This is a genomic window from Streptomyces sp. NPDC033177 (assembly GCF_055577715.1).
Genome location: NZ_JBVIPS010000008.1, coordinates 507,816 through 531,289, shown reverse-complemented (window position 1 = coordinate 531,289; position 23,474 = coordinate 507,816). Strand labels below are relative to the sequence as shown.

The 23,474-nt window shown below is 69.6% G+C and carries 2 protein-coding genes; both read left to right on the top strand.

The window, feature by feature from the left end; translation table 11 throughout:
* Positions 1 to 12: 12 nt before the first annotated feature.
* Complete coding sequence (locus ACZ5U5_RS28660) at positions 13 to 22,008, top strand: amino acid adenylation domain-containing protein (protein ID WP_469027080.1); 21,996 nt, start codon at positions 13 to 15, stop codon at positions 22,006 to 22,008.
* Positions 22,001 to 23,317: an MFS transporter gene (locus ACZ5U5_RS28655; protein WP_469027079.1), complete on the top strand. Its 1,317-nt coding sequence runs from the start codon at positions 22,001 to 22,003 to the stop codon at positions 23,315 to 23,317. Before ACZ5U5_RS28660 ends, ACZ5U5_RS28655 begins: the two co-directional genes overlap by 8 nt.
* Positions 23,318 to 23,474 lie beyond the last annotated feature (157 nt).

Here is a 23,474-nt window from a genome sequence, read left to right as displayed (position 1 = left end):
GAACACCCTGCCGTGGCGGATGCCGTGGTCGTGGCGCGTGCGGACGAGGCCGGGGACAAGAGCCTGGTGGCGTACGTCGTCGGCACGGCGGAAACAGCCGTGCTGCGGGAGCACCTGGGCGAGGCGCTGCCGGAGTACATGGTCCCGGCGGCGTACGTGGCAATCGACGCGATCCCGTTGACCAACAGCGGCAAGATCGACCACCGCGCCCTGCCCGCCGCCGACCAGGACGCCTTCTCCAGCGGTCGGCACATCGCTCCGCGGACCACGGACGAGGAGCGGCTCGCCGCAGTCTGGCGCAAGATACTCGGCCTTGACCGCGTCGGCGTCGAGGACAGCTTCTTCGACCTCGGCGGCGACTCCATCCGGGCCATCCGCCTCGTCGGCGCGCTGCGCGCCGAGGGGTACGACATCGGCGTACAGGACGTGTTCGAACACCGGACCGTTGCCGAACTCGCCCGCGTGATGGAGGGGCAGAGCACGGGCGCCTCGCTGACGGAGGCAGTCGTCCCCTTCGTGCTCATCGACGACGAGGACCGTTCCGCCCTGCCGGCGGACGTGGTGGACGCGTATCCGCTGTCGCGGATCCAGACCGGCATGCTCGTCGAGATGCTGGCCCGCCCGGACAGCGGCTTGTACTACAACATCAACTCGTTCCGGATCCCCGACGAGCGTCCGTACGCGGCGGACGCACTGCGCGAGGCCGTGCGCTCGGTCGTCCAGAGGCACGACATCTTGCGCACCTCCATCGCCATGACCGGCTACTCGCAGCCCTTGCAGCTGGTGCACGCCACCGCCGACGTGCCGGTCACCGCACACGACTGGCGCGGTATGGACGCGGGGGAACAGGAGCTGCTGGGCCGGGAGTTCGTGGCCCGCGAGCGATCCGAACCGTTCGACCTGACCGCCGCCCCTTTGCTGCGCTTCGCCGTGCACGTGGAGTCCGACACCGCCTGGCGTCTGACGCTCAGCCACTGCCACGCCGTCACCGACGGCTGGACCGTGAACTCTCTGCTGGCCGAGGTGCTCGACACCTACCGACGCCTCCAGAACGGCGACGGCACCGCCGATCCCGCTCCGCTCGCCGTGCGCTACGCCGACTTCATCGCGGCCGAGCTCACTGCCCTGGCGTCTGCTGAGACCCGCGCGTTCTGGTCCGACGTCGTCGCCCATGCCGCACCGACAGCTCTGCCCGCGAAATGGGCTGACGAGTACGGCAGTTCGTTCGACCGGCACTGGACACATGTGCCCTTCGCGGACCTGGAGCAGGGTCTGCGAAGCCTTGCGGAACGAGCTGGTGCCTCGCTGAAGAGTGTGTTGCTGGCGGCGCATCTGAAGGTGCTGTCGATGGTGACGGCGGAGGATGCCTTCCATACGGGTGTCGTGTATCACGGTCGTCTTGAGGCTCCGGATGCCGAGCGTGTCCTGGGCATGCACCTCAACACCCTGCCGTTCCCGGCGACTCGGCCGTCTTTGGGCACCTGGCTGGCTTTCGTCGAGCGGGTGTTCGCGCAGGAGGCGGGCATCTGGGCCCACCGCCGCTACCCGCTCCCCGCCATCCAGCGGGATTCGGGCGCCGCCGACCGTCTGCTCACCATCCTTTTCGACTACCAGGACTTCCACCAGGTCGACAGCGCGGCGGTCGACGTCGAGGCCAACCTCGGCGACGGCGTCAACGAGTTCGCTCTGAGTGCGATCGCATCTGGTGGTCACTTCAACCTCGGTACGACCACGGACGTCGTCAGCCGCGAGAACGTACGGCGTCTCGCCTCGATGTATCGGCGGGTTCTGGAGGCGATGGCTGCTGATCCGCTGGGTGATGCGGGTGCGGTGTATCTGCCGGAGGGTGAGGGGGAGCGTCTGCTGGGTGAGTGGGGTGCCGGTGCGGCGGTCGAGGTGCCTGTTGACCGGCGGGTGCACGAGGTCTTTGCCGAGCAGGCCGCCCGTACGCCCGATCACACCGCGGTCACCTGCGGCGACGACCGTCTGACGTATGCCGAGGTGGATGCTCGGGCCAATCAGATCGCCCACCACCTGGTCGGCCTTGGCGCCGGTCCCGACACTCTGGTCGGGCTTTCGTTGGAGCGGGGGGTTGATCTGATCCCGTCGTTGTTGGGTGTGTTGAAGTCGGGTGCGGCTTATCTTCCGTTGGATCCGGCGAATCCGGATGAGCGGTTGGCGACGATTCTGGAGGATGCGGCGGCGCCGATTCTGGTGACGCAGCGCAGCCTGGTCGGTCGGTTGTCTTCCTTCTCCGGGCAGCTGGTGGTCATCGACGATGACGACGACAGGGTGATGATCGAGGGGTGTCCGTCGGTGGCGCCGGTGACCGGGGGTGTGCCGGATGATCTGATCTATGTGATCTATACGTCTGGTTCGACGGGTAAGCCGAAGGGTGTTGGGCTCAGTCATGCCAATGTGCTGCGGTTGTTCAGCAGCAGTGAGCGGCATTTCGGGTTCGGTGCGGGTGATGTGTGGCCGTTGTTCCACTCGTATGCGTTTGATGTGTCGGTGTGGGAGATGTGGGGTGCGTTGCTGCACGGGGGCACGTTGGTGGTGGTGCCGGCGCAGGTGACGCGGTCGCCGGAGGAGTTCTTGGATCTGTTGGTCCGGGAGCGGGCGACAATTTTGTGTCAGACGCCGACGGCGTTTCGGTCGCTGACGGCGCTTGCGGGGGAGGGCGATCCGAGGGTCGGTCAACTGTCTTTGCGTGCGGTGGTGTTCGCGGGTGAGCGGCTGGATCTGAGTGAGTTGCGGCCCTGGGTCGACCGTGTGGGTGTCGAGGGTCCGGCGCTGGTGAACATGTATGGGATCACCGAGACGACGGTTCACTCGACCTACCACCGGATCACCGGCGAGGACCTGGCCCATCCGGCGCTCAGTCCGGTCGGGTATCCCTTGACGGACACCGCCATTCATCTCCTGGATGTGCAGGGCCGGTTGGTGCCCATCGGGGTTCCGGGGGAGATTTATGTCTCGGGTCCGGCGGTGTCGCGTGGGTATTTGGGGCGGCCGGAGCTGACGGCCGAGCGGTTTGTGCCGGACCCGTTCGGTGCGGCTGGTTCGCGGTTGTATCGCAGTGGGGACCTGGCGCTGCGGCGTCCGGATGGGAGTCTGGAGTCGCTTGGCCGTCTGGACAAGCAGGTCAAGATCCGTGGTTATCGGATCGAGCTGGGTGAGATCGAGAACCGGTTGCGTGAGCATTCGGCGGTCAAGGATGCCGTGGTCGTGGCCCGTGAGAGCCAGACCGGAGAGAAAACCCTGGTGGCGTACGTCGTCGGCGAAGCGGACGCGGCCTCGCTGCGGGAGCACCTCGCGCCGGTCCTGCCGGAGTACATGGTCCCGGCGGCCTTCGTGCCCATCGACGCCGTTCCCCTGACCACCAACGGCAAGCTCGACCACCGTGCCCTGCCCGCCCCCGACCAGACCGCCTACACCGGTGGCCGGCACGTGGCACCCCGGACGCCTGCCGAGGAGCGTCTTGCGGCGGTGTGGGGCCAGGTCCTCGATGTGGCCGAGGTCGGCGTCGAGGACAGCTTCTTCGAGGTGGGCGGCGACTCGATCAGCGTGGTGCGCCTGGTGGGTGCGTTGCGGGCCGCTGGGTACGACATCGACGTACGGGAGATCTTCGAGCACCGCACGATCGCCGCGCTGACTGCTTTGACCGAAGGGCGGTCCGCCGCCGAAGTGACGGAGGCAGTCGCCCCCTTTGCACTCATCGACGACGAGGACCGGCTCGTCCTGCCGGTGGATGTCGTGGACGCGTATCCGCTGTCGCAGGTCCAGACCGGCATGGTGGTGGAGATGCTGGCCGCGCGGAGCGAGGGCCGGGATGTCTACCACAACATCAACTCGTTCCGGATCCCGGACGAGCGGCCGCTGGATGCGGTGGCATTGCAGCGCGCGGTGGACGTGGTCGTATCCCGCCACGACATCCTGCGTACATCCGTGCATCTGGACGGCTACTCCCTGCCGCTTCAAGTGGTGCACGCTGATGCCGAGTTGACCGTGGAGATCGAGGATCTGCGTGGGCGGGATGTCGCCGTCGCCGGTGAGGGGTACGCGGCACGCGAGCGGGCCCGCGGCTTCGACCTGACCACTGCTCCGCTGATGCGGTTCTGCGCGCACGTGGAGTCGGATGACGCCTGGCGGCTGACGGTCAGCCACTGCCATGCGGTGACCGAGGGCTGGACGCTCAACACGTTGCTCATGGAACTCCTCGATGCCTATAGGCAGTTGATGGAGGGCGGTGAGGTCGGGACGTACGTGGCTCCCTCTGTCCGCTACGCCGACTACATCGCGGCCGAGCTCGCCTCCCTGGCGAGCGACGACGACCGCGCCTTCTGGCAGAACGTCGTCGGCACCCACACCGCACTGCATCTCCCGGCCACCTGGGCCGACACCAGCGGCGACAGCAGCGACCGCTACTGGGTCCAAGCCCCGTTCGGTGATCTCGAAGAAGGCCTCCAGTACCTTGCGGAACGAGCTGGCGCCTCGCTGAAGAGTGTGTTGCTGGCGGCGCATCTGAAGGTGCTGTCGACGGTGACGGCGGAAGACGCCTTCCATACGGGTGTCGTGTACCACGGTCGTCTTGAGGCCCCGGATGCCGAGCGGGTGTTGGGCATGCACCTCAACACCCTGCCGTTCCCGGCGACTCGGCCGTCTTCGGGCACCTGGCTGGCTTTCGTCGAGCGGGTGTTCGCGCAGGAGGCGGGCATCTGGGCCCACCGCCGCTACCCGCTCCCCGCCATCCAGCGGGACTCGGGCGACAGCCAGCGGCTGATCACCACCCTCTTCGACCACCAGAACTTCCACCAGGTCGACACCGATGTCGTCGACACGGCGTCGAACCAGGACGCGGGCGGTAACGAGTTCGCGCTGAGCGCGATCGCGGCCGGCGGCAACATCAACCTCGGTTCGACGACCCAGACCATGAGCCGCGAGAACATGGGGCGCCTTGCCTCGATGTATCGGCGGGTTCTGGAGGCGATGGCTGCTGATCCGCTGGGTGATGCGGGTGCGGTGTATCTGCCGGAGGGTGAGGGGGAGCGTCTGCTGGGTGAGTGGGGTGCCGGTGCGGCGGTCGAGGTGCCGGTCGGCCGACGGGTGCACGAGGCGTTCGCGGAGCAGGCCGCCCGTACGCCGGAGAGCACGGCCGTGGTGTGCGGGGACGTTCGCCTGACATACGCGGAAGTGGACGAACGGGCGAACCGGCTCGCGCATCACCTGCGGGACATGGGAGCGAAGCCTGGCGCCCTGGTGGGGCTTTCGTTGGAGCGGGGGGTTGATCTGATCCCGTCGTTGTTGGGTGTGTTGAAGTCGGGTGCGGCTTATCTTCCGTTGGATCCGGCGAATCCGGATGAGCGGTTGGCGACGATTCTGGATGATGCGGCGGCGCCGATTCTGGTGACGCAGCGCAGCCTGGTGGATCGGTTGTCGTCGTTTGCCGGGCGGCTGGTGGTCATCGACGATGACGACGACAGGGTGATGATCGACGGGTGTCCGTCGGTGGCGCCGGTGACCGGGGGTGTGCCGGATGATCTGATCTATGTGATCTATACGTCTGGTTCGACGGGTAAGCCGAAGGGTGTTGGGCTCAGTCATGCCAATGTGCTGCGGTTGTTCAGCAGCAGTGAGCGGCATTTTGGGTTCGGTGCGGGTGATGTGTGGCCGTTGTTCCACTCGTATGCGTTTGATGTGTCGGTGTGGGAGATGTGGGGTGCGCTGCTGCACGGGGGCACGTTGGTGGTGGTGCCGGCGCAGGTGACGCGGGCGCCGGAGGAGTTCTTGGATCTGTTGGTCCGGGAGCGGGCGACAATTTTGTGTCAGACGCCGACGGCGTTTCGGTCGCTGACGGCGCTTGCGGGGGAGGGCGATCCGAGGATCGGTCAACTGTCTTTGCGTGCGGTGGTGTTCGCGGGTGAGCGGCTGGATCTGAGTGAGTTGCGGCCCTGGGTCGACCGTGTCGGTGTCGAGGGTCCGGCGCTGGTGAACATGTATGGGATCACCGAGACGACGGTTCACTCGACCTACCACCGGATCACCGGCGAGGACCTGGCCCATCCGGCACTCAGCCCGGTCGGGTATCCCTTGACGGACACCGCCATTCATCTCCTGGATGTGCAGGGCCGGTTGGTGCCCATCGGGGTTCCGGGGGAGATTTATGTCTCGGGTCCGGCGGTGTCGCGTGGGTATTTGGGGCGGCCGGAGCTGACGGCCGAGCGGTTTGTGCCGGACCCGTTCGGTGCGGCTGGTTCGCGGTTGTATCGCAGTGGTGACCTGGCGCTGCGGCGTCCGGATGGGAGTCTGGAGTCGCTTGGCCGTCTGGACAAGCAGGTCAAGATCCGTGGTTATCGGATCGAGCTGGGTGAGATCGAGAACCGGTTGCGTGAGCATTCGGCGGTCAAGGATGCCGTGGTCGTGGCCCGTGAGAGCCAGACCGGAGAGAAAACCCTGGTGGCGTACGTCGTCGGCGAAGCGGACGCGGCCTCGCTGCGGGAGCACCTCGCGCCGGTCCTGCCGGAGTACATGGTCCCGGCGGCCTTCGTGCCCATCGACGCCGTTCCCCTGACCACCAACGGCAAGCTCGACCACCGTGCCCTGCCCGCCCCCGACCAGACCGCCTACACCGGTGGCCGGCATGTGGCACCCCGGACGCCTGCCGAGGAGCGCCTTGCGGCGGTGTGGGGCCAGGTCCTCGACGTGGCCGAAGTTGGCGTCGAGGACAGCTTCTTCGAGGTGGGCGGCGACTCCATCCGGGCCGTCCGTCTGGTGGGGGCGTTGCGGGCCGCCGGGTACGACATCGACGTACGGGAGATCTTCGAGCACCGCACGATCGCCGCGCTCGCCGCACGGTTGTCCGGGCAGGGCGGGGGTGCCTCACTGATCCGCGCCGTGGCGCCGTTCGCGCTCGTGTCGGCGGAGGACCGGGCCGCCCTGCCGACGGACGTGGTGGACGCGTATCCGCTGTCGCAGATCCAGACCGGCATGCTCGTCGAGCTGCTCCGGGCCGGTGAACTGCACACGTACCACAACCTGACGTCCTTCCGAATCCCGGACGAGCACGCGTTCTCGGTGGAGTCCTTCCGGGCAGCCGTGGACACCGTCGTCGCACGCCACGACATCCTGCGCACGTCGATGCATCTGTCCGGCTACTCCCAGCCGTTGCAGCTCGTCCACGCCTCGGCCGTCCTGCCCGTGACCGTGCACGACTGGCGGGGGCTCGACGCCGTTGAACAGCAGCAGCTCGGGCGGGCGTACGCGGACGGCGACCGTGCCGCCGGCTTCGACCTGGATTCCGCGCCGCTGCTGCGGATCGGCGTCCAGCTGGAGTCCGACAGCGCCTGGCGGCTGACATTGAGCCACTGCCATGCGGCGACCGAGGGCTGGAGCTATCACTCCCTCCTCATGGAGATCCTCGACTGCTACCGCGACCTGCGCGAGGGGCGTGAACCTGCCGCGTTCGTGGCGCCCGCCGTGCGGTACGCCGACTTCGTCGCGGCCGAACTCGACTCCCTGGCGAGCGACGACGACCGAGCCTTCTGGCAGGACGTGGTGCGCGGGCACGCACCGCTGACGATGCCCGACACCTGGGCCGACGAGGACGGCGACGCCGGTGACCACCACCGTGTGTACGTTCCCTTCGCCGATCTTGAGGAGGGCCTGGGGCGGTTGGCGGCCCGTGCGCGTACGTCGCTGAAGAGTGTGTTGCTGGCGGCGCATCTGAAGGTGCTGTCGACGGTGACGGCGGAAGACGCCTTCCATACGGGTGTCGTCTACCACGGTCGTCTTGAGGCCCCGGATGCCGAGCGAGTGCTCGGCATGCACCTCAACACGCTGCCGTTCCCGGCCTCTCGGCCCTCCGGCAGCTGGCTGGGGCTGGTGGAGCGGGTCTACGCCCAGGAGACGGACATCTGGGCGCACCGTCGCTACCCCCTGCCCGCCATCCAGCGGGACTTGGGCGACAGCCAGCGGCTGATCACCACCCTCTTCGAGCACCAGAACTTCCACCAGGTCGACCGCGACGCCGTGGACATGGACGCCGGACTCAACTCGTCGCCGAACGAGTTCGCGCTGAGCGTGGTCTCCGGCAACGGCCGGTTCAACCTCGGCACCTCCACCGACGTACTCGGCCGGGACGCGCTGCGCCGCCTCGGCGAGCTGTACCGGCGGGTCCTGGAGGCGATGGCGGCCGACCCGGACGGGGACGCCACGGTGGTGCCCCTCGCCCAGGACGAGCTCGACCGGCTCATGGTCGACTGGAACAGCACGAACACCGAAGTCGAGCAGCCGGTCGGGCAGCCCGTCGAGCAGTGCGTGCACGAGGCGTTCGCTGCCCAGGCCGCCCGCACGCCCGACCACACCGCCGTCACCTTCGGCGTCCGGCACCTGACATACGCCGAACTGGACGCGCGCGCCAACCGGATCGCGCACCGGCTGCGCAGCTTCGGCGCAGGACCTGACACTGTCGTCGCCGTCCTCCTGGACCGCGACCTCGACCTGATGCCGACCCTGCTCGGCGTCCTGAAGTCGGGCGCCGCCTATGTGCCGCTCGACCCGCACAACCCCGACGACCGCCTCGTCCACATCCTGACCGACGCGCGGGCCCGCATCCTGGTCAGCGCGAACGGCCTCGCGGAACGGGTGACCGATGCCTTCGAGGGCGAGCTGCTCCTCGTCGACATGGAAGACATGAGCGGCTTGCCGGCCACCGCGCCCGAGGGCCTTACCGACCCCGACGACCTGGCCTACGTGATCTACACCTCTGGATCCACCGGCACGCCCAAGGGCGTCGGTGTCAGCCACGCCAACGTGCTACGGCTGTTCCTCGCGACCCGTGAGCAGTTCGCGTTCGGCGCCGCCGACGTCGTGACACAGGCCCACTCGTACGCGTTCGACGTGTCCGTCTGGGAGATGTGGAGCGCCCTGCTGCACGGCGGCCGCCTGGTGGTCGTGCCCCCGGACGTCGTCCGCTCGCCGGAGGAGTTCCTCGACCTGCTCGTCGAGGAACGGGTCACCGTGCTGCTGCAGACCCCGACGGCGTTCCGCGCCCTCATCGCGCTGGTCGGCGACGGCGACCCCCGCTTCGACCGGCTCGCCCTGCGCCTGGTCGGCTTCGGCGGCGAGAAACTGGAGACGGCCGAACTGCGGCCGTGGGTGGACCGGATGGGCCTCGACGAGCCGGTCCTGGTCAACCTCTACGGGCCGACCGAGACCACGATGCACGCCTGCTACCACCGTGTCGGCGCCGCTGACCTCGCCCACCCCCGCCGCAGCGACATCGGACGCCCCCTGTCCGACCTGAGCGCCCACCTCCTCGACCCGCACGGACACCTCGTGCCGGTCGGCGTGCCCGGCGAGCTGTACGTGGGCGGCCCGGCCGTCGCCCGCGGCTACCTCGGCAGGCCCGCGCTGACCGCGGAACGCTTCGTGCCCGACCCGTTCGGGCCCGCGGGTGCGCGGCTGTACCGCACCGGCGACCTGGCCCGCCGACTGCCCGACGGGTCCCTGGACTTCCTCGGCCGCATCGACGACCAGGTCAAGGTGCGCGGCTATCGGCTCGAGCTCGGCGAGATCGAGAGCCGACTGCGCGAGCACCCGGCGGTGAGCGACGCCGTCGTGACCGTCACCGAGATCGCCCCCGGGCACAAGGTCCTCACCGGCTACCTCGTCCCGGCCGGCCCCGCGCCGACCGCCGCGGAACTCCGCGACCGCCTGGCATCCGTCCTGCCGGAGTACATGGTCCCGGCGGCCTTCGTGCCCATCGACGCCGTTCCCCTGACCACCAACGGCAAGCTCGACCACCGTGCCCTGCCCCTGCCCGACAGCGACGCCTTCACCACCGCCCACCGCGTGGCACCCCGTACGCCTGCCGAGGAGCGTCTTGCGGCGGTGTGGGGCGAGGTCCTCGATGTGGCCGAGGTCGGCGTCGAGGACAGCTTCTTCGAGGTGGGCGGCGACTCCATCCGGGCCGTCCGTCTGGCGGGTGCGTTGCGGGCCGCCGGGTACGACATCGACGTACGGGAGATCTTCGAGCACCGCACGATCGCCGCGCTCGCTGTGGTGGTCCAGGGGCGGTCGGCTGCCGATGTGGCGGCGGCGGTGGAGCCGTTCGCGCTGGTCAGCCCGGAGGACCGGCTCGCCCTGCCGGTGGATGTCGTGGACGCGTATCCGCTGTCGCAGGTCCAGACCGGCATGGTGGTGGAGATGCTGGCCGCGCGGAGCGAGGGCCGGGATGTCTACCACAACATCAATTCGTTCCGGATCCCGGACGAGCGGCCGCTGGATGCGGTGGCATTGCAGCGCGCGGTGGACGTGGTCGTATCCCGCCACGACATCCTGCGTACATCCGTGCATCTGGACGGCTACTCCCTGCCGCTTCAAGTGGTGCACGCTGATGCCGAGTTGACCGTGGAGATCGAGGATCTGCGTGGGCGGGATGTCGCCGTCGCCGGTGAGGGGTACGCGGCACGCGAGCGGGCCCGCGGCTTCGACCTGACCACTGCTCCGCTGATGCGGTTCTGCGCGCACGTGGAGTCGGATGACGCCTGGCGGCTGACGGTCAGCCACTGCCATGCGGTGACCGAGGGCTGGACGCTCAACACGTTGCTCATGGAACTCCTCGATGCCTATAGGCAGTTGATGGAGGGCGGTGAGGTCGCGACGTACGTGGCTCCCTCTGTCCGCTACGCCGACTACATCGCGGCCGAGCTCGCCTCCCTGGCGAGCGACGACGACCGCGCCTTCTGGCAGAACGTCGTCGGCACCCACACCGCACTGCATCTCCCGGCCACCTGGGCCGACGACGACGGTGCCCCGGAGGGCTTCCACTGGGCGCAGGCGCCGTACGCAGATCTGGAGGAGGGCCTCCGTCAGCTGGCGGCCCGTGCGCGTACGTCGCTGAAGAGTGTGTTGCTGGCGGCGCATCTGAAGGTGCTGTCGACGGTGACGGCGGAAGACGCCTTCCATACGGGTGTCGTCTACCACGGTCGTCTTGAGGCCCCGGATGCCGAGCGAGTGCTCGGCATGCACCTCAACACGCTGCCGTTCCCGGCCTCTCGGCCCTCCGGCAGCTGGCTGGAGCTGGTGGAGCGGGTCTACGCCCAGGAGACGGACATCTGGGCCCACCGCCGCTACCCGCTCCCCGCCATCCAGCGGGACTCGGGCGACAGCCAGCGGCTGATCACCACCCTCTTCGACCACCAGAACTTCCACCAGGTCGACCGCGACGCCGTCGATGTCGAGGGCGGACTCGGCGACGGCGGGAACGAGTTCGAGCTCAGCGTGGTGGCGTCGGGCGGCCGGGTCACTCTCGGTGCGGGTACTCATGTGTTCGGCCGGGAAGCCCTGCGGCGCCTGGCGGACCAGTACCGACGGGTCCTGGAGGCCATGGCCGCCGACCCGCACGGGGACGCCGGTGACCCTTGCCTGCCGGAGGAGGAGCTGACGCGGCTGCTCGTCGACTGGAACACCGCCGTCGAGCAGCCGGTCCACCACCGCGTGCCCGACGCCTTCGCCACGCATGTCGCAGCCACCCCCGACGCGGTCGCCGTCACCTGGGGGGACCGGCACCTGACGTACGCCGAACTGGACAAGCGGGCCAACCGGCTCGCCCACCACCTGATCGGCCTCGGCGCGGGCCCCGGCACCCTCGTCGGCGTCTCATTGGAACGGGACATCGACCTCGTGCCGACCCTGCTCGGCGTGCTCAAGTCGGGGGCCGCGTACCTGCCGCTCGACCCGACGAATCCCGTCGACCGTCTCGCGTACGTACTCGACGACGCGGGGGCGCCCCTGCTGATCACCAGGACCGAGCACGTCGCCACCTTCGACGGGATCCACGGGGGTCCCGTGGTGCTCCTGGACGGCGAGACGGAACGGGCCGCCCTCGCGGCACTCCCGGACACCGCGCCCGCACCCGCCGGTGCGCCGGACGACCTGATGTACGTCATCTACACGTCCGGTTCGACGGGCAGGCCGAAGGGCGTCGGCCTCAGCCACGCCAACGTCCTGCGCATGTTCACGGCCATCGCCGAGCAGATGCGCTTCGGCAGGGACGACGTGTGCACGCAGGCCCACTCGTACGCCTTCGACTTCTCCGTGTGGGAGATGTGGGGCGCGCTCCTGCACGGCGGCCGTGTGGTGATCGTGCCGACCGAGGTCGGCCGGTCACCGGAGGAGTTCCTCGACCTGCTCGTGGAGCAGCGGGTGACCGTCGTGTGCCGGATCCCGTCGGCGTTCCGCCCGCTCGCCGCGCTGGCCGCCGATGGCGACGAGCGCATCGACCGGCTCGCGCTGCGGGCCGTGGTCTTCGGCGGTGAACGCCTCGATACGGCCGAACTGCAGCCGTGGGTCGACCGGGTGGGCATCGACGAGCCGATGCTCGTCAATCTGTACGGCCCGACCGAGATCACCGTGCACTGCACCTTCCACCGTGTCGACGCCGACGACTTCCGCCACCCCGCGCGCAGCGTCCTCGGCCGACATCTGACCGACCTGCGCGTCCACCTCCTCGACGGCCACGGGCGACTTGTCCCCGTCGGCGTCCCCGGCGAGATCCACGTCGGCGGCCCCGGCCTCGCCCGGGGCTACCTCGGCAGGCCCGCGTTGACCGCGGAACGCTTCGTGCCCGACCCGTTCGGGCCCGCGGGTGCGCGGCTGTACCGCACCGGCGACCTGGCCCGCCGACTGCACGACGGACGACTGGAGTTCCTCGGCCGCATCGACGACCAGGTGAAGGTACGCGGTTACCGCATCGAGCTGGGCGAGATCGAGAGCGCGTTGCGCGAGCACCCGGCCGTCGCCGACACGGTGGTCGTCGCTCGCGAGGACCGGACGGGGGCGAAGTCCCTCGTGGCCTACGTCGTCCCGGCCGGCCAGGCAGATCCGGCAGGCAAGGCAGGCCAAGGAGGCTCGGGAGTCGAAGCCGACTCCGGCCTCCTTCGGGAGCACCTGGCCGCCAGCCTGCCCGACTACATGATCCCGGCCGCCTTCGTCACGCTCGCCGCCGTGCCGCTGATGGCCAACGGCAAGATCGACCACAGGGCGCTGCCCGCCCCGGACCGCGACGCCTTCGACACCGGCCGGTACGTCTCGCCGCGCACTCCCGTCGAGGAACGGCTCGCTGCCGTCTGGGGCGAGGTTCTCGGCCTGGACCGCGTCAGTGTGGAGGACGGCTTCTTCGACCTGGGCGGCGACTCGCTGCGCGCCGTCCGCCTGGCCGGGGCGATGCGCGCCGCCGGGTTCGACGTGTCTGTCCAGGATGTCTTCGCGCACCGCACCGTCGCCGGACTCGGCACGCACCTCGCGGGACAGGGCGGAGGTACCTCCCTGGTCACCACCGTGACCCCGTTCGCCCTCGTCGACGAGGCGGACCGGGCCCTGCTCCCGGCGGACGTGGTGGACGCGTACCCGTTGTCACAGATCCAGACCGGCATGCTCGCCGAGACGATGGCCGGCAGCCCCGACGGACGGGCCGTTTACCACAACCTCAACTCCTTCCGGATCCGCGACGAGAAGCCGTTCTCGCTCGCCGCGCTCCAGGAGGCGGTCGACACCGTTGTGGCCCGCCACGACATCCTGCGCACGTCGATGCACCTGTCCGACCACTCCAGGCCGCTCCAGCTCGTCCACGCCACCGCCGACCTCACCGTGACCCTGCGCGACCTGCGTGGCCTGGACGCGGCGGAGCAGGAGCGACGCAAGGCCGAGTACGTGGCCCAGGAGCACGCGGTTGTCTTCGACCTGACGACCGCCCCCCTGATGAACGTCTCGGCGCTCCTGGAGAGCGACGACGCCTGGCGGCTCAACTTCACCTACCACCACGCCGTTTCGGAGGGCTGGAGCTACAACGCCTTGATGATGGAGATCGTCGGGTGCTACCGGCGACTTCGGGACGGCGGCGAGGCAAGGGGGAGCGGGGCATCTGAGTACGAGGGGCCGGAGTACGAGGCGCCTTCCGTCCGGTACGCGGACTTCATCGCGGCCGAGTTGGCGTCGGTGGCGAGCGCGGAGGACCAGTCGTTCTGGCGAGAGGTCACGGACGGCTACGCCCCGCTCCGACTGCCCGAGACGTGGGGCGGCCCGGAGGGCGACACCAAGGAGCGGCACGGTCTGCAGGTTCCGTACACGGATCTGGAGGGGCGCCTGCGGGAACTGGCGCGTACGGCAGGCACCTCGCTGAAGAGCGTGCTCCTTGCGGTGCATCTGAAGGTGCTTTCGGCGCTGACGCCGGACGAGGCCTTCCACGCGGGGGTCGTCTACCACGGCCGTCTGGAAGCTCCGGGCGCGGACCGCGTCCTCGGCATGCACCTCAACACCCTCCCCTTCCCCGCGGTGCGGCCCTCCTCGGGCACCTGGCGGGAGTGGGTGGAGCGGGTCTATGCCCAGGAGACGGAGATCTGGGCCCACCGCCGCTACCCCCTCCCCGCCGTCCAGCGGGACGCCGGCAACTCCCGGCACCTCATCTCGGTGCTCTTCGAGTACCTGGACTTCCACCACGTCGACACCGACACGGTCGACACCGCTCAGGGCCTGAACGACGGCATCAACGAGTTCGCGATGAACGTCATCCCGACCAAGGGCAACTTCAACCTCGGCTCCACGACGGATGTGATCAGCCGAGAGAATCTGCGGCGGCTTGGGTCGATGTACCGGTCGGTGCTTGAGGCGATGGCGGCGGACCCGGAGGGGGACGCCGGGGTCGTGTGCTTGCCCGAGGGGGAGTTCGAGGCTCGGGCGCACGCCACCGTGTGGAGCTCGGGGCATGCGCTGGAGTTGTTCGCGGGGCAGGTGGCGGATCGGGTCGATGAGGTGGCTGTGGTCTGTGGTGAAGAGCGTGTCAGTTACGGGGAGTTGGAGGAGCGGTCGAGTCGGCTGGCTCGGCATCTGCGGGGTGTGGGTGTGGTGCCGGGTGGTGTGGTGGGGCTTGCTTTGCGGCGGTCGCCGGATGTGTTGGTGAGCATGTTGGCGGTGTGGAAGGTGGGGGCGGCGTATTTGCCGATCGACCCTGCGCTGCCGGCTGAGCGTGCCGCGTACATGGCGGAGGATGCCGGGGCTGTGCTGGTGGTCACGGATGACTACCTTGCCGCGCACCGTGCGGAGATCGGTCGTCTGCCCGCTGCCTTCGACGCGGTCTCTCCGGATCCGGAGCAGGTGGCCTACGTCCTGTACACGTCTGGTTCGACGGGGCGGCCCAAGGGTGTCGTGATCAGCCACCGGGCGCTGCACAACTTGCTGGCCTCGCTGCGGGATCACCTCGGTGTCGATCACACGGGTGTCTGGCTGGCGTCGACGTCGATCTCGTTCGACATCTCGGGTCTTGAGCTGCACCTGCCCCTCATCACGGGCGGTCGTGTGGTCCTGGCCGGTGACACCGAGGCCAAGGACGCCACCGCGCTGCGGGCGCTCGCGGAAGCGCACGGTGTGACCCATGTGCAGGCGACGCCCTCGGGCTGGCGCCTGCTGTTGGCGGCCGGGTTCAGTGACCGGTCGGTGGTGGCGTTGACCGGTGGTGAGTCCGTCAACGCCGAGCTGGCTCAGGAACTCGTCTCACGAGTGCGGCGGTTGGTGAATGTGTACGGTCCGACGGAGACGACGATCTGGTCGTCCTCATGGGACGTGCCGGAATCCGTCGCGCAGGTCTCCATCGGCAGCCCGCTCGTTAACACCCAGTTGTATGTGCTGGATTCGCAGGGCCGGTCTGTGCCCTCGGGTGTCGTCGGTGAGTTGTGCATCGCCGGTGACGGTTTGGCGCACGGCTATCACGGCCGTTCGGGGTTGACGGCGGAGAAGTTCGTCCCGAACCCGTACGGGCCGTCTGGTTCGCGGTTGTATCGCACGGGTGACCTGGCTCGTCGTCTGGCCGACGGCACCTTTGAGTGTCTGGGGCGTATGGACAGTCAGGTGAAGGTGCGCGGTTATCGCATCGAGCTCGGTGAGATCGAGTCGCGGCTGCGGGAGCACTCTGCTGTGGCGGATGCGGTGGTCGTGGCGCGTGCGGACGAGGCCGGGGACAAGAGCCTGGTGGCGTACGTCGTCGGCACGGCGGAAACGGCCCCGCTGCGGGAGCACCTGGGGGAGGCGTTGCCGGAGTACATGGTCCCGGCGGCCTACGTGGCCATCGACGCGATCCCGTTGACCAACAGCGGCAAGGTCGATCACCGTGCGTTGCCTGCCCCTGATCAGAGGGCTTTCGCGGGTGGTTGTCGTACGGCTCCGCGTACGCCGTCGGAGGAGCGGCTGGCCGCGATCTGGGCGGCTGTCCTGGAGCGGGACGAGGTGGGGGTCGAGGAGAGCTTCTTCGATCTGGGTGGTGATTCGATCCGGGCGGTGCGTCTGGTCGGTGCGCTGCGTGCTGCCGGTTATGACGTCGATGTGCGGGCGGTTTTCGAGCACCGCACCATCGCCGCGTTGGCGACCCATGTGACAGGGGACAGCTCTGTCTCGCTGGTCGGCACGGTGGAGGTCTTCGGGCTGTTGGGTGCGGAGGACCGGGCCTTGTTGCCGGCGGGTGTGGTGGATGCGTATCCGCTGTCGCAGATCCAGACCGGCATGCTGGTGGAGATGCTGGCGGCGCAGGAGCAGGGCCGGTCGGCGTATCAGAACATCAACTCCTTCCGGATCCCCGACGATCAGCCGTTCTCGACGGAGGCGTTCCGCGCCGCCGTCGACCACATCACACACCGCCACGAGACGCTGCGCACCACGCTCCACCTCACCGGCTACTCCCGGCCGCTCCAACTGGTGCACGGCAAGAGCGCCGTACCGGTGACGATGCACGATCTGCGCGGCGAGAGCACGCAGGGACAGCATGCGGCGCTGCGGGCGTTCGGTGCCGAGGAGCAGGCGACGGGATTCGTGTTGGCCGAGAGCCCCGCCCTGCGGATAGCGGTACATCTGGAGTCGGACGAGGCCTGGCGGATCACCTTCACGTACGTCCACGCCATCGCGGACGGCTGGAGCTACCACACCCTCCTCATGGAGATCGTGGACTGCTATCGCAGCCTGCGTGACGGCGGTGAGGCTCCGGTGCACGAGGCTCCGGCCGTCCGGTACGCGGACTTCGTCGCCGCCGAACTCGCCTCGCTGGACAGCGAGGAGGACCGCACCTTCTGGCAGGACGTCGTCGAGCGCCACGGCCCCGCCTCCCTCCCGGAGAGCTGGGCGGACGCGCGCAGGAACCTGCCGGGGACGCACGAGGAGTCGATCCCCTTCGGCGACCTGGCCGATGGCCTCCTCGCCCTGGCCCGGCAGTCCCGGACCTCGCTGAAGGCGGTCCTGCTTGCGGCGCACCTGAAGGTGCTGTCGTCCTTCACGGTGGAGGACGCCTTCCATACGGGTGTCGTCTTCCACGGCCGTCTGGAGGCGCCGGGGTCGGAGCGGGTGTTGGGCATGCACCTCAACACCCTGCCGTTCCCCTCGACCCGCCCCTCCGGCACCTGGCTGGACATGGTGGAGCGGGTCCACGCCCAGGAGACGGAGATCTGGGCCCACCGCCGCTACCCGCTTCCCGCCATCCAGCGGGACACCGGTGACGCCCGGCGTCTGGTCTCCGTGCTCTTCGAGCACCTGGACTTCCACCAGGTCGACACGTCCGCCGTCGACGTGGCCGCCGGTCTGAACGACGGCGCGAACGAGTTCGCCCTCAACGTGGTCGCCTCTCGGCGGCACATCGCGCTGATCGCCTCTGTCGAAGCGATCGACGGGACGAACCTGCGGCGCCTGGCGGCCCTGTACCGAAAGGTGCTGGAGGCGATGGCCGCCGACCCGACGGGCATGGCGGGCGAGGCGCACCTTCCGTCCGAGGAGCTGACCGCCGCGCTGTCGGCACCTGCCGCGACCGAGTGGGGTGGTGTCGGTGCGTTGGAGTTGTTCGCGGGCCAGGCGTCGGCGACTCCCGATGCCGTGGCTGTCATTTGTGGTGAAGAGCGCGTCAGTTACGGGGAGTTGGAGGAGCGGTCGAGTCGGCTGGCTCGGCATCTGCGGGGTGTGGGTGTGGTGCCGGGGGGTGTGGTGGGTCTTGCTTTGCGGCGGTCGCCGGATGTGTTGGTGAGCATGTTGGCGGTGTGGAAGGTGGGGGCGGCGTATTTGCCGCTTGACCCTGCGCTGCCGGCTGAGCGTGCCGCGTACATGGCGGAGGATGCCGGGGCTGTGCTGGTGGTCTCGGATGACTACCTCGCTGCGCACCGTGCGGAGATCGACGGTCTGGCTCCTGTGTTTGAGTCCGTTTCCGCGGATCCGGAGCAGGTGGCCTATGTCCTGTACACGTCTGGTTCGACGGGGCGGCCCAAGGGTGTGGTCATCAGCCACCGGGCGCTGCACAACCTGTTGGCGTCGTTGCGGGAGCGGCTGGGCGCGGGCTCCGCTGACGTGTGGCTTGCGTCGACGTCGATCTCGTTCGACATCTCGGGTCTTGAGCTGCACCTGCCGCTGATCACCGGCGGGCGGGTCGTCCTGGCTGGTGACAGTGAGGCCAAGGACGCTGTTGCCCTGCGGAAACTCGCGGAGGCACAGGGTGTGACCCATGTGCAGGCGACTCCTTCGGGCTGGCGACTCCTGCTGGCGGCCGGGTTCGACGATCCCGCTGTCACCGCGCTGGTCGGCGGTGAAGCCATGAGCGTCGAGCTCGCTCAGGAACTCGGTTCGCACGTAAGCCGGTTGGTCAATGTGTACGGGCCGACGGAGACCACCATCTGGTCGTCCGCCTGGGATGTGCCGCGAGCCCCCGACGGCTACGTCTCCATCGGTGACCCGCTGGCCAACACCCAGTTGTACGTGCTCGACGTGCAGGGCACGCCGGTCCCGGTCGGGGTCACGGGTGAGTTGTGCATCGCTGGTGACGGTTTGGCGCATGGTTATCACGGGCGGCCTGGGCTGACGGCGGAGAAGTTCCTGCCCGACCCGTACGGAGCGCCCGGATCCCGGCTCTACCGAACCGGCGACCTGGCCCGCCGCCTTGCGGACGGTACTTTCGAGTGTCTGGGGCGTATCGACAGTCAGGTGAAGGTGCGCGGTTATCGCATCGAGCTCGGTGAGATCGAGTCGCGGCTGCGGGAGCACTCTGCTGTGGCGGATGCGGTGGTCGTGGCGCGTGCGGACGAGGCCGGGGACAAGAGCCTGGTGGCGTACGTCGTCGGCACGGCGGAAACAGCCGTGCTGCGGGAGCACCTGGGCGAGGCGTTGCCCGAGTACATGGTCCCGGCGGCGTACGTGGCAATCGACGCGATCCCGTTGACCAACAGCGGCAAGATCGACCACCGCGCCCTGCCCGCCCCGGACCGGACCACGTACGCATCCAGTGCTCCCCGCACCGCCCCGCGCACGCCGGTCGAGAAGCGGCTCGCCGCCATCTGGTGCGAGCTTCTCGAGGTGGATGACGTCAGTGTCGAGGACAGCTTCTTCGACCTGGGCGGTGACTCGTTGCGGGCCGTGCGGATGCTGGAGAAGTGCCGCGAGGCCGGGCTGCCGGTAGCCATGTGGATGATCCTCCAGGCGCGCACCCTCGGCGATCTCGCGTCGCTGACGGCGGAGGCCGATGCGGACGACGCCCGGTTCCCGGAGGACGGGATGCCGCTGCTGCCGGCCCACATCAAGTGGCTCGACGGCTACGCGGCCGGGGCGCGCACGGTGCGGGTGCCGTGGAACGGGCGGGCCGACGCCGACGTACTGCAAAAGGCGCTGGCGGTCGTGGTCCGACACCACCAGGCATTGCGGCTGGTGCTCGAGCCCTCAGGTTCGACGGCCGTCGCGCGGCTCGCAGAGGTCGACGACGACGCCCTGTTGCGGGTCGCCGATCTCACCGCCGTACCGGCGGAGCGGCGCGCGGAGGCGGTCCGCGCGGCCGTCGCCGAGAGCGCGACGGACGTCGACGCGCGCAAGGGTGCCGCTCTGCGCGCCACGCTGATCCGCTTCGACGACACCCCGGATGACGAACTGTGGCTGTCGGGGCATGAACTTGCCCTGGACCACAGCTCCTGGTCCGTCGTCCTCGCCGACCTCGCGACGGCCGTACGACAGGTCGCCCGCGGCCGGGTGGTCCGGCTGCCCCACGTGCCGGTCCCGCTGCACGGCTTGGCGCGGCAGCTCGCCGAACGGGCCGGGAGCGAGGAACTGCTCGACCAGGCCGAGATCTGGCTGGGTCTGCCCGCGGCCTCGCCGCTGCCCGTCGACCACGAGGCCGACGGCGCGGTCCAGGGTGTGACGGGTGACGGCGACGGTATTGGCGACGGCGCCACCGTCACCGTGTCGCTCCCGGCGGACGAGACCGCCCTACTGCTGGCAGGTGACCGGCCGGAGAGGCTGCTGCTGTCCACGCTCGGGCGGGTGCTCGCGCGCTGGGCGGGCGCGGACCGCATCGGCGTCGAGGTCACCGTCGACCCGCGCCGGGAGGCGTCCGACGAGGCCGCCGCCCTGGCACGGACCGTCGGCCCGCTGACGGACCGGGTCCCGGTTTCCCTGCGGCTACCGCGCGACCGTGGCCCCGCGGCCGATCTGACGTCGGTGACCCGGCAGTTGAAGGCACTTCCCGAACCCCGCTACGGCTACGGAGTGCTGCGCTGGCTGGCTCCCGATCCGGACGTCGCGGAGGAGCTGGCGGCTCTGCCGGCGCCGCAGGTCCGATTCACGTACACGGCCGTCGAGGAAGTCGGCGACGAGGCGTTCCCGTTCGTACCGGAGCATGCGGTCATGCAGGACACGGAGCTGCCCGACGGGCTGCTCCTGGACGTCGACGCCCGCGTCCACGGCGACCGGCTGTACCTGCGCTGGACCCACCGCGAGGCCGTCCACGAGGAGTCGACCGTCCGGAAGCTGGCCGAGGGGCAGGCCGCCGAGCTCGGCGCGCTGCTGCGCGACGGAGCGCGAGGCCCGCGACGAGGTGCCGCCCGTGCGGTCCCGGATGTCCGGGACGCCGTCGAGGGCGTGATGGAGCGGCACGGTATCCCGGGCGCGAGCCTGGCCCTCGTCCGGGACGGCGAGGTCGCGGAGGTACACGCTTTCGGGGTCCAGCGCGCGAACCGTTCCGCGCACGTCACTGACGACACGGTGTTCGCGGCCGGGTCGATCAGCAAGCACCTCACCGCCTTCACCGTGCTGCGGCTGGTGTCGGACGGCCTGCTCGACCTCGACCGTGACATCAACGACCACCTGACCTCATGGCGGGTCCCCGACGGCCGCCCGGTGACCGCCAGGCTGCTGCTCGGCAACCAGGCCGGCTTCGCCGGGCACCCGGACCTGACGGAGGGCTATAGCAGGCACGAACCGGTGCCATCGGTGCTCGACGTGCTGACCGGGCGGGCCCCGGCCCGCACTCCGGCCGCGCACCGGCAGGACGAGCCCGGCGCGGTGTTCCGGCTGACGCCCGTGCACTACTCGGTGCTCCAGCAGGCGATGACCGACCTGACGGGCGAGGAGTTCCCCGACCTGGTCCGGCGGCTGGTGTTCGACCCGTTGGGGATGACCGGCAGCGGCTTCGAGCCGCGCTTCCCCGACCTGTCGGGACGGGAGTTCGCCCACGGCCACGACGCGAACGGGGCGCCGGTGCCCGACGGCTACTACGTCAACCCGGAGGCCGCCGCAGGCGGTCTGTGGAGCACCGCGGCCGACCTCGCCGCGCTGGCCGTCCAGGTCCGGCGCTGTCGGCTCGGGTTGCCGGGCGCCCTCGTCGAGCAGGAGCTCGCACGGGAGATGCTGATGCCGAAGGCGGGCAGGATGTACGGCTGGAGCACCATCGTCGACGACTCCTCGGGCGACCTGGAGTTCGGCCACGGCGGGCAGGCCTACGGCTATCAGGCCATGACCGGGATGCGGCTGCACTCCGGCGTCGGCGCTGTGCTGCTGACGAACGCGGTGGCCGGCCGGGAGCTGGTCCGGCACGTGATCGCCACGACCTGGACCGAGCGGACCCGCACGGCGGGCCTGTGGCAGCGCGCGATCGACGAGGCGGTACAGCGGGAGCACGGTACGGACGGCGCGCACGCTTCGGACGGTTCGGGTGTGCGCGGTGTCTGAGCGCCTCGAAGTGCCCGAGGCCGTCGCCTCTGCTGATGCCGTGGCCTCCGCGGAGGCCACGGACGAGGCGACATCGCCTCCCGCCCCCCTCCGCCACAACGCCGACTTCATCCGGTTGTGGGTGAGCGCCGGTGTCTCGCGGCTCGGTACGTCACTGACCATGGCGGCGTTCCCGCTGCTTGTGCTGTGGCACACCGGATCGGCCGCCGCCACGGGCCTGGTGACGTTCGCGGCGGCGCTCCCCGGCTTCCTCGTTCAGCTGCCCTCCGGGGCGCTGGTCGACCGCCTCGACCGCCGGAAGCTGATGATCGGCTGTGACGTGCTCGGCGTGCTGGTCGTCGGCAGTGTCGCCGCCACCGAGGCGGCCGGTCGGTTCTGGCTGCCGCACCTGATGGCCGCCGCGTTCCTCCTGGCGTCCGTGACGATCGTCTACCAGCTGTCCGAACGGGCCACCGTCCGGCATGTGGTGAGTCCCGGACAGCTACCGGCCGCGCTCTCCCAGAACGAGGCGCGCGGCGCGGCCATCGGCCTGCTCGGACAGCCCGGCGGCAGCGCGCTGTTCACGCTCGCCCGCTGGCTCCCTTTCACCGCCAACGCGCTGGCCGCCCTGGTCGCCCTCGTCCTGCTGCTCTCCATCAGACGGCGCTTCACGGCCGAGCGGGCGCCCGGCCCCAGGGAGCCGCTGCGCGCCGAAGTCACCGCGGGCATCCGCTGGCTGTGGCAACGCCGTTTCCTGCGCACGATGGTGGGGATCTTCGCGGGCAGCAACCTCGTCTTCCAGGTGCTGCTCCTGTCGGTGATGGTGATCGTCCACGACGGCGGCCACTCGCCCGCGATCGTCGGCATCGTCGTCGGCGCGGGCGGCGTCGGCGGCGTACTCGGCGCCCTGTGTGCGTCCTGGTGGCTGCGCAGGGCGAGTCTGTACCGGACCGTGGTGACCGGCTTCGCCGTCTGGACCGTTCTCGTGCCGCTGTCGGTGCTTGCGCGCAGCCCCCTCGTCCTCATCGGCACTCTGGCCGGTATCTCCTTCGTGGCGAGCCTTTTCAACGTCGCGGGAGGCATCTACCAGATGCGCGTCACCCCCGACGAGCTGCAGGGCCGGGTCAACGGCGCCACCGGTGCCCTGTCCTCCGTCGCGAGCGCCCTCGGCGCCCTCGGCGGCGGCTGGCTGCTCGACCGGGCCGGTCTCACCGTCACGGGCTTCGGCATCGGCGCCGTCGTCCTGCTGCTGACCGTGACGGCAGCCGTGAGCCCCGTCGTACGCACAGAGGGCCGCGAACGCCAAACCGGCGGCACACCCGGCTCGTAGACGAAGCGTCAGACGTCCGCGGCTGCCGTGCACCAGCGATATGGCCCGCATATAGAAGCGGGCGGCAGCGTGTGGGCCGGGGCCCGTACGTCTCGCCCGGGGGGGCGGTGCGTCGGCGTGCGGTACCCCACCTCAACCCCTTGCACGACCCTCAACC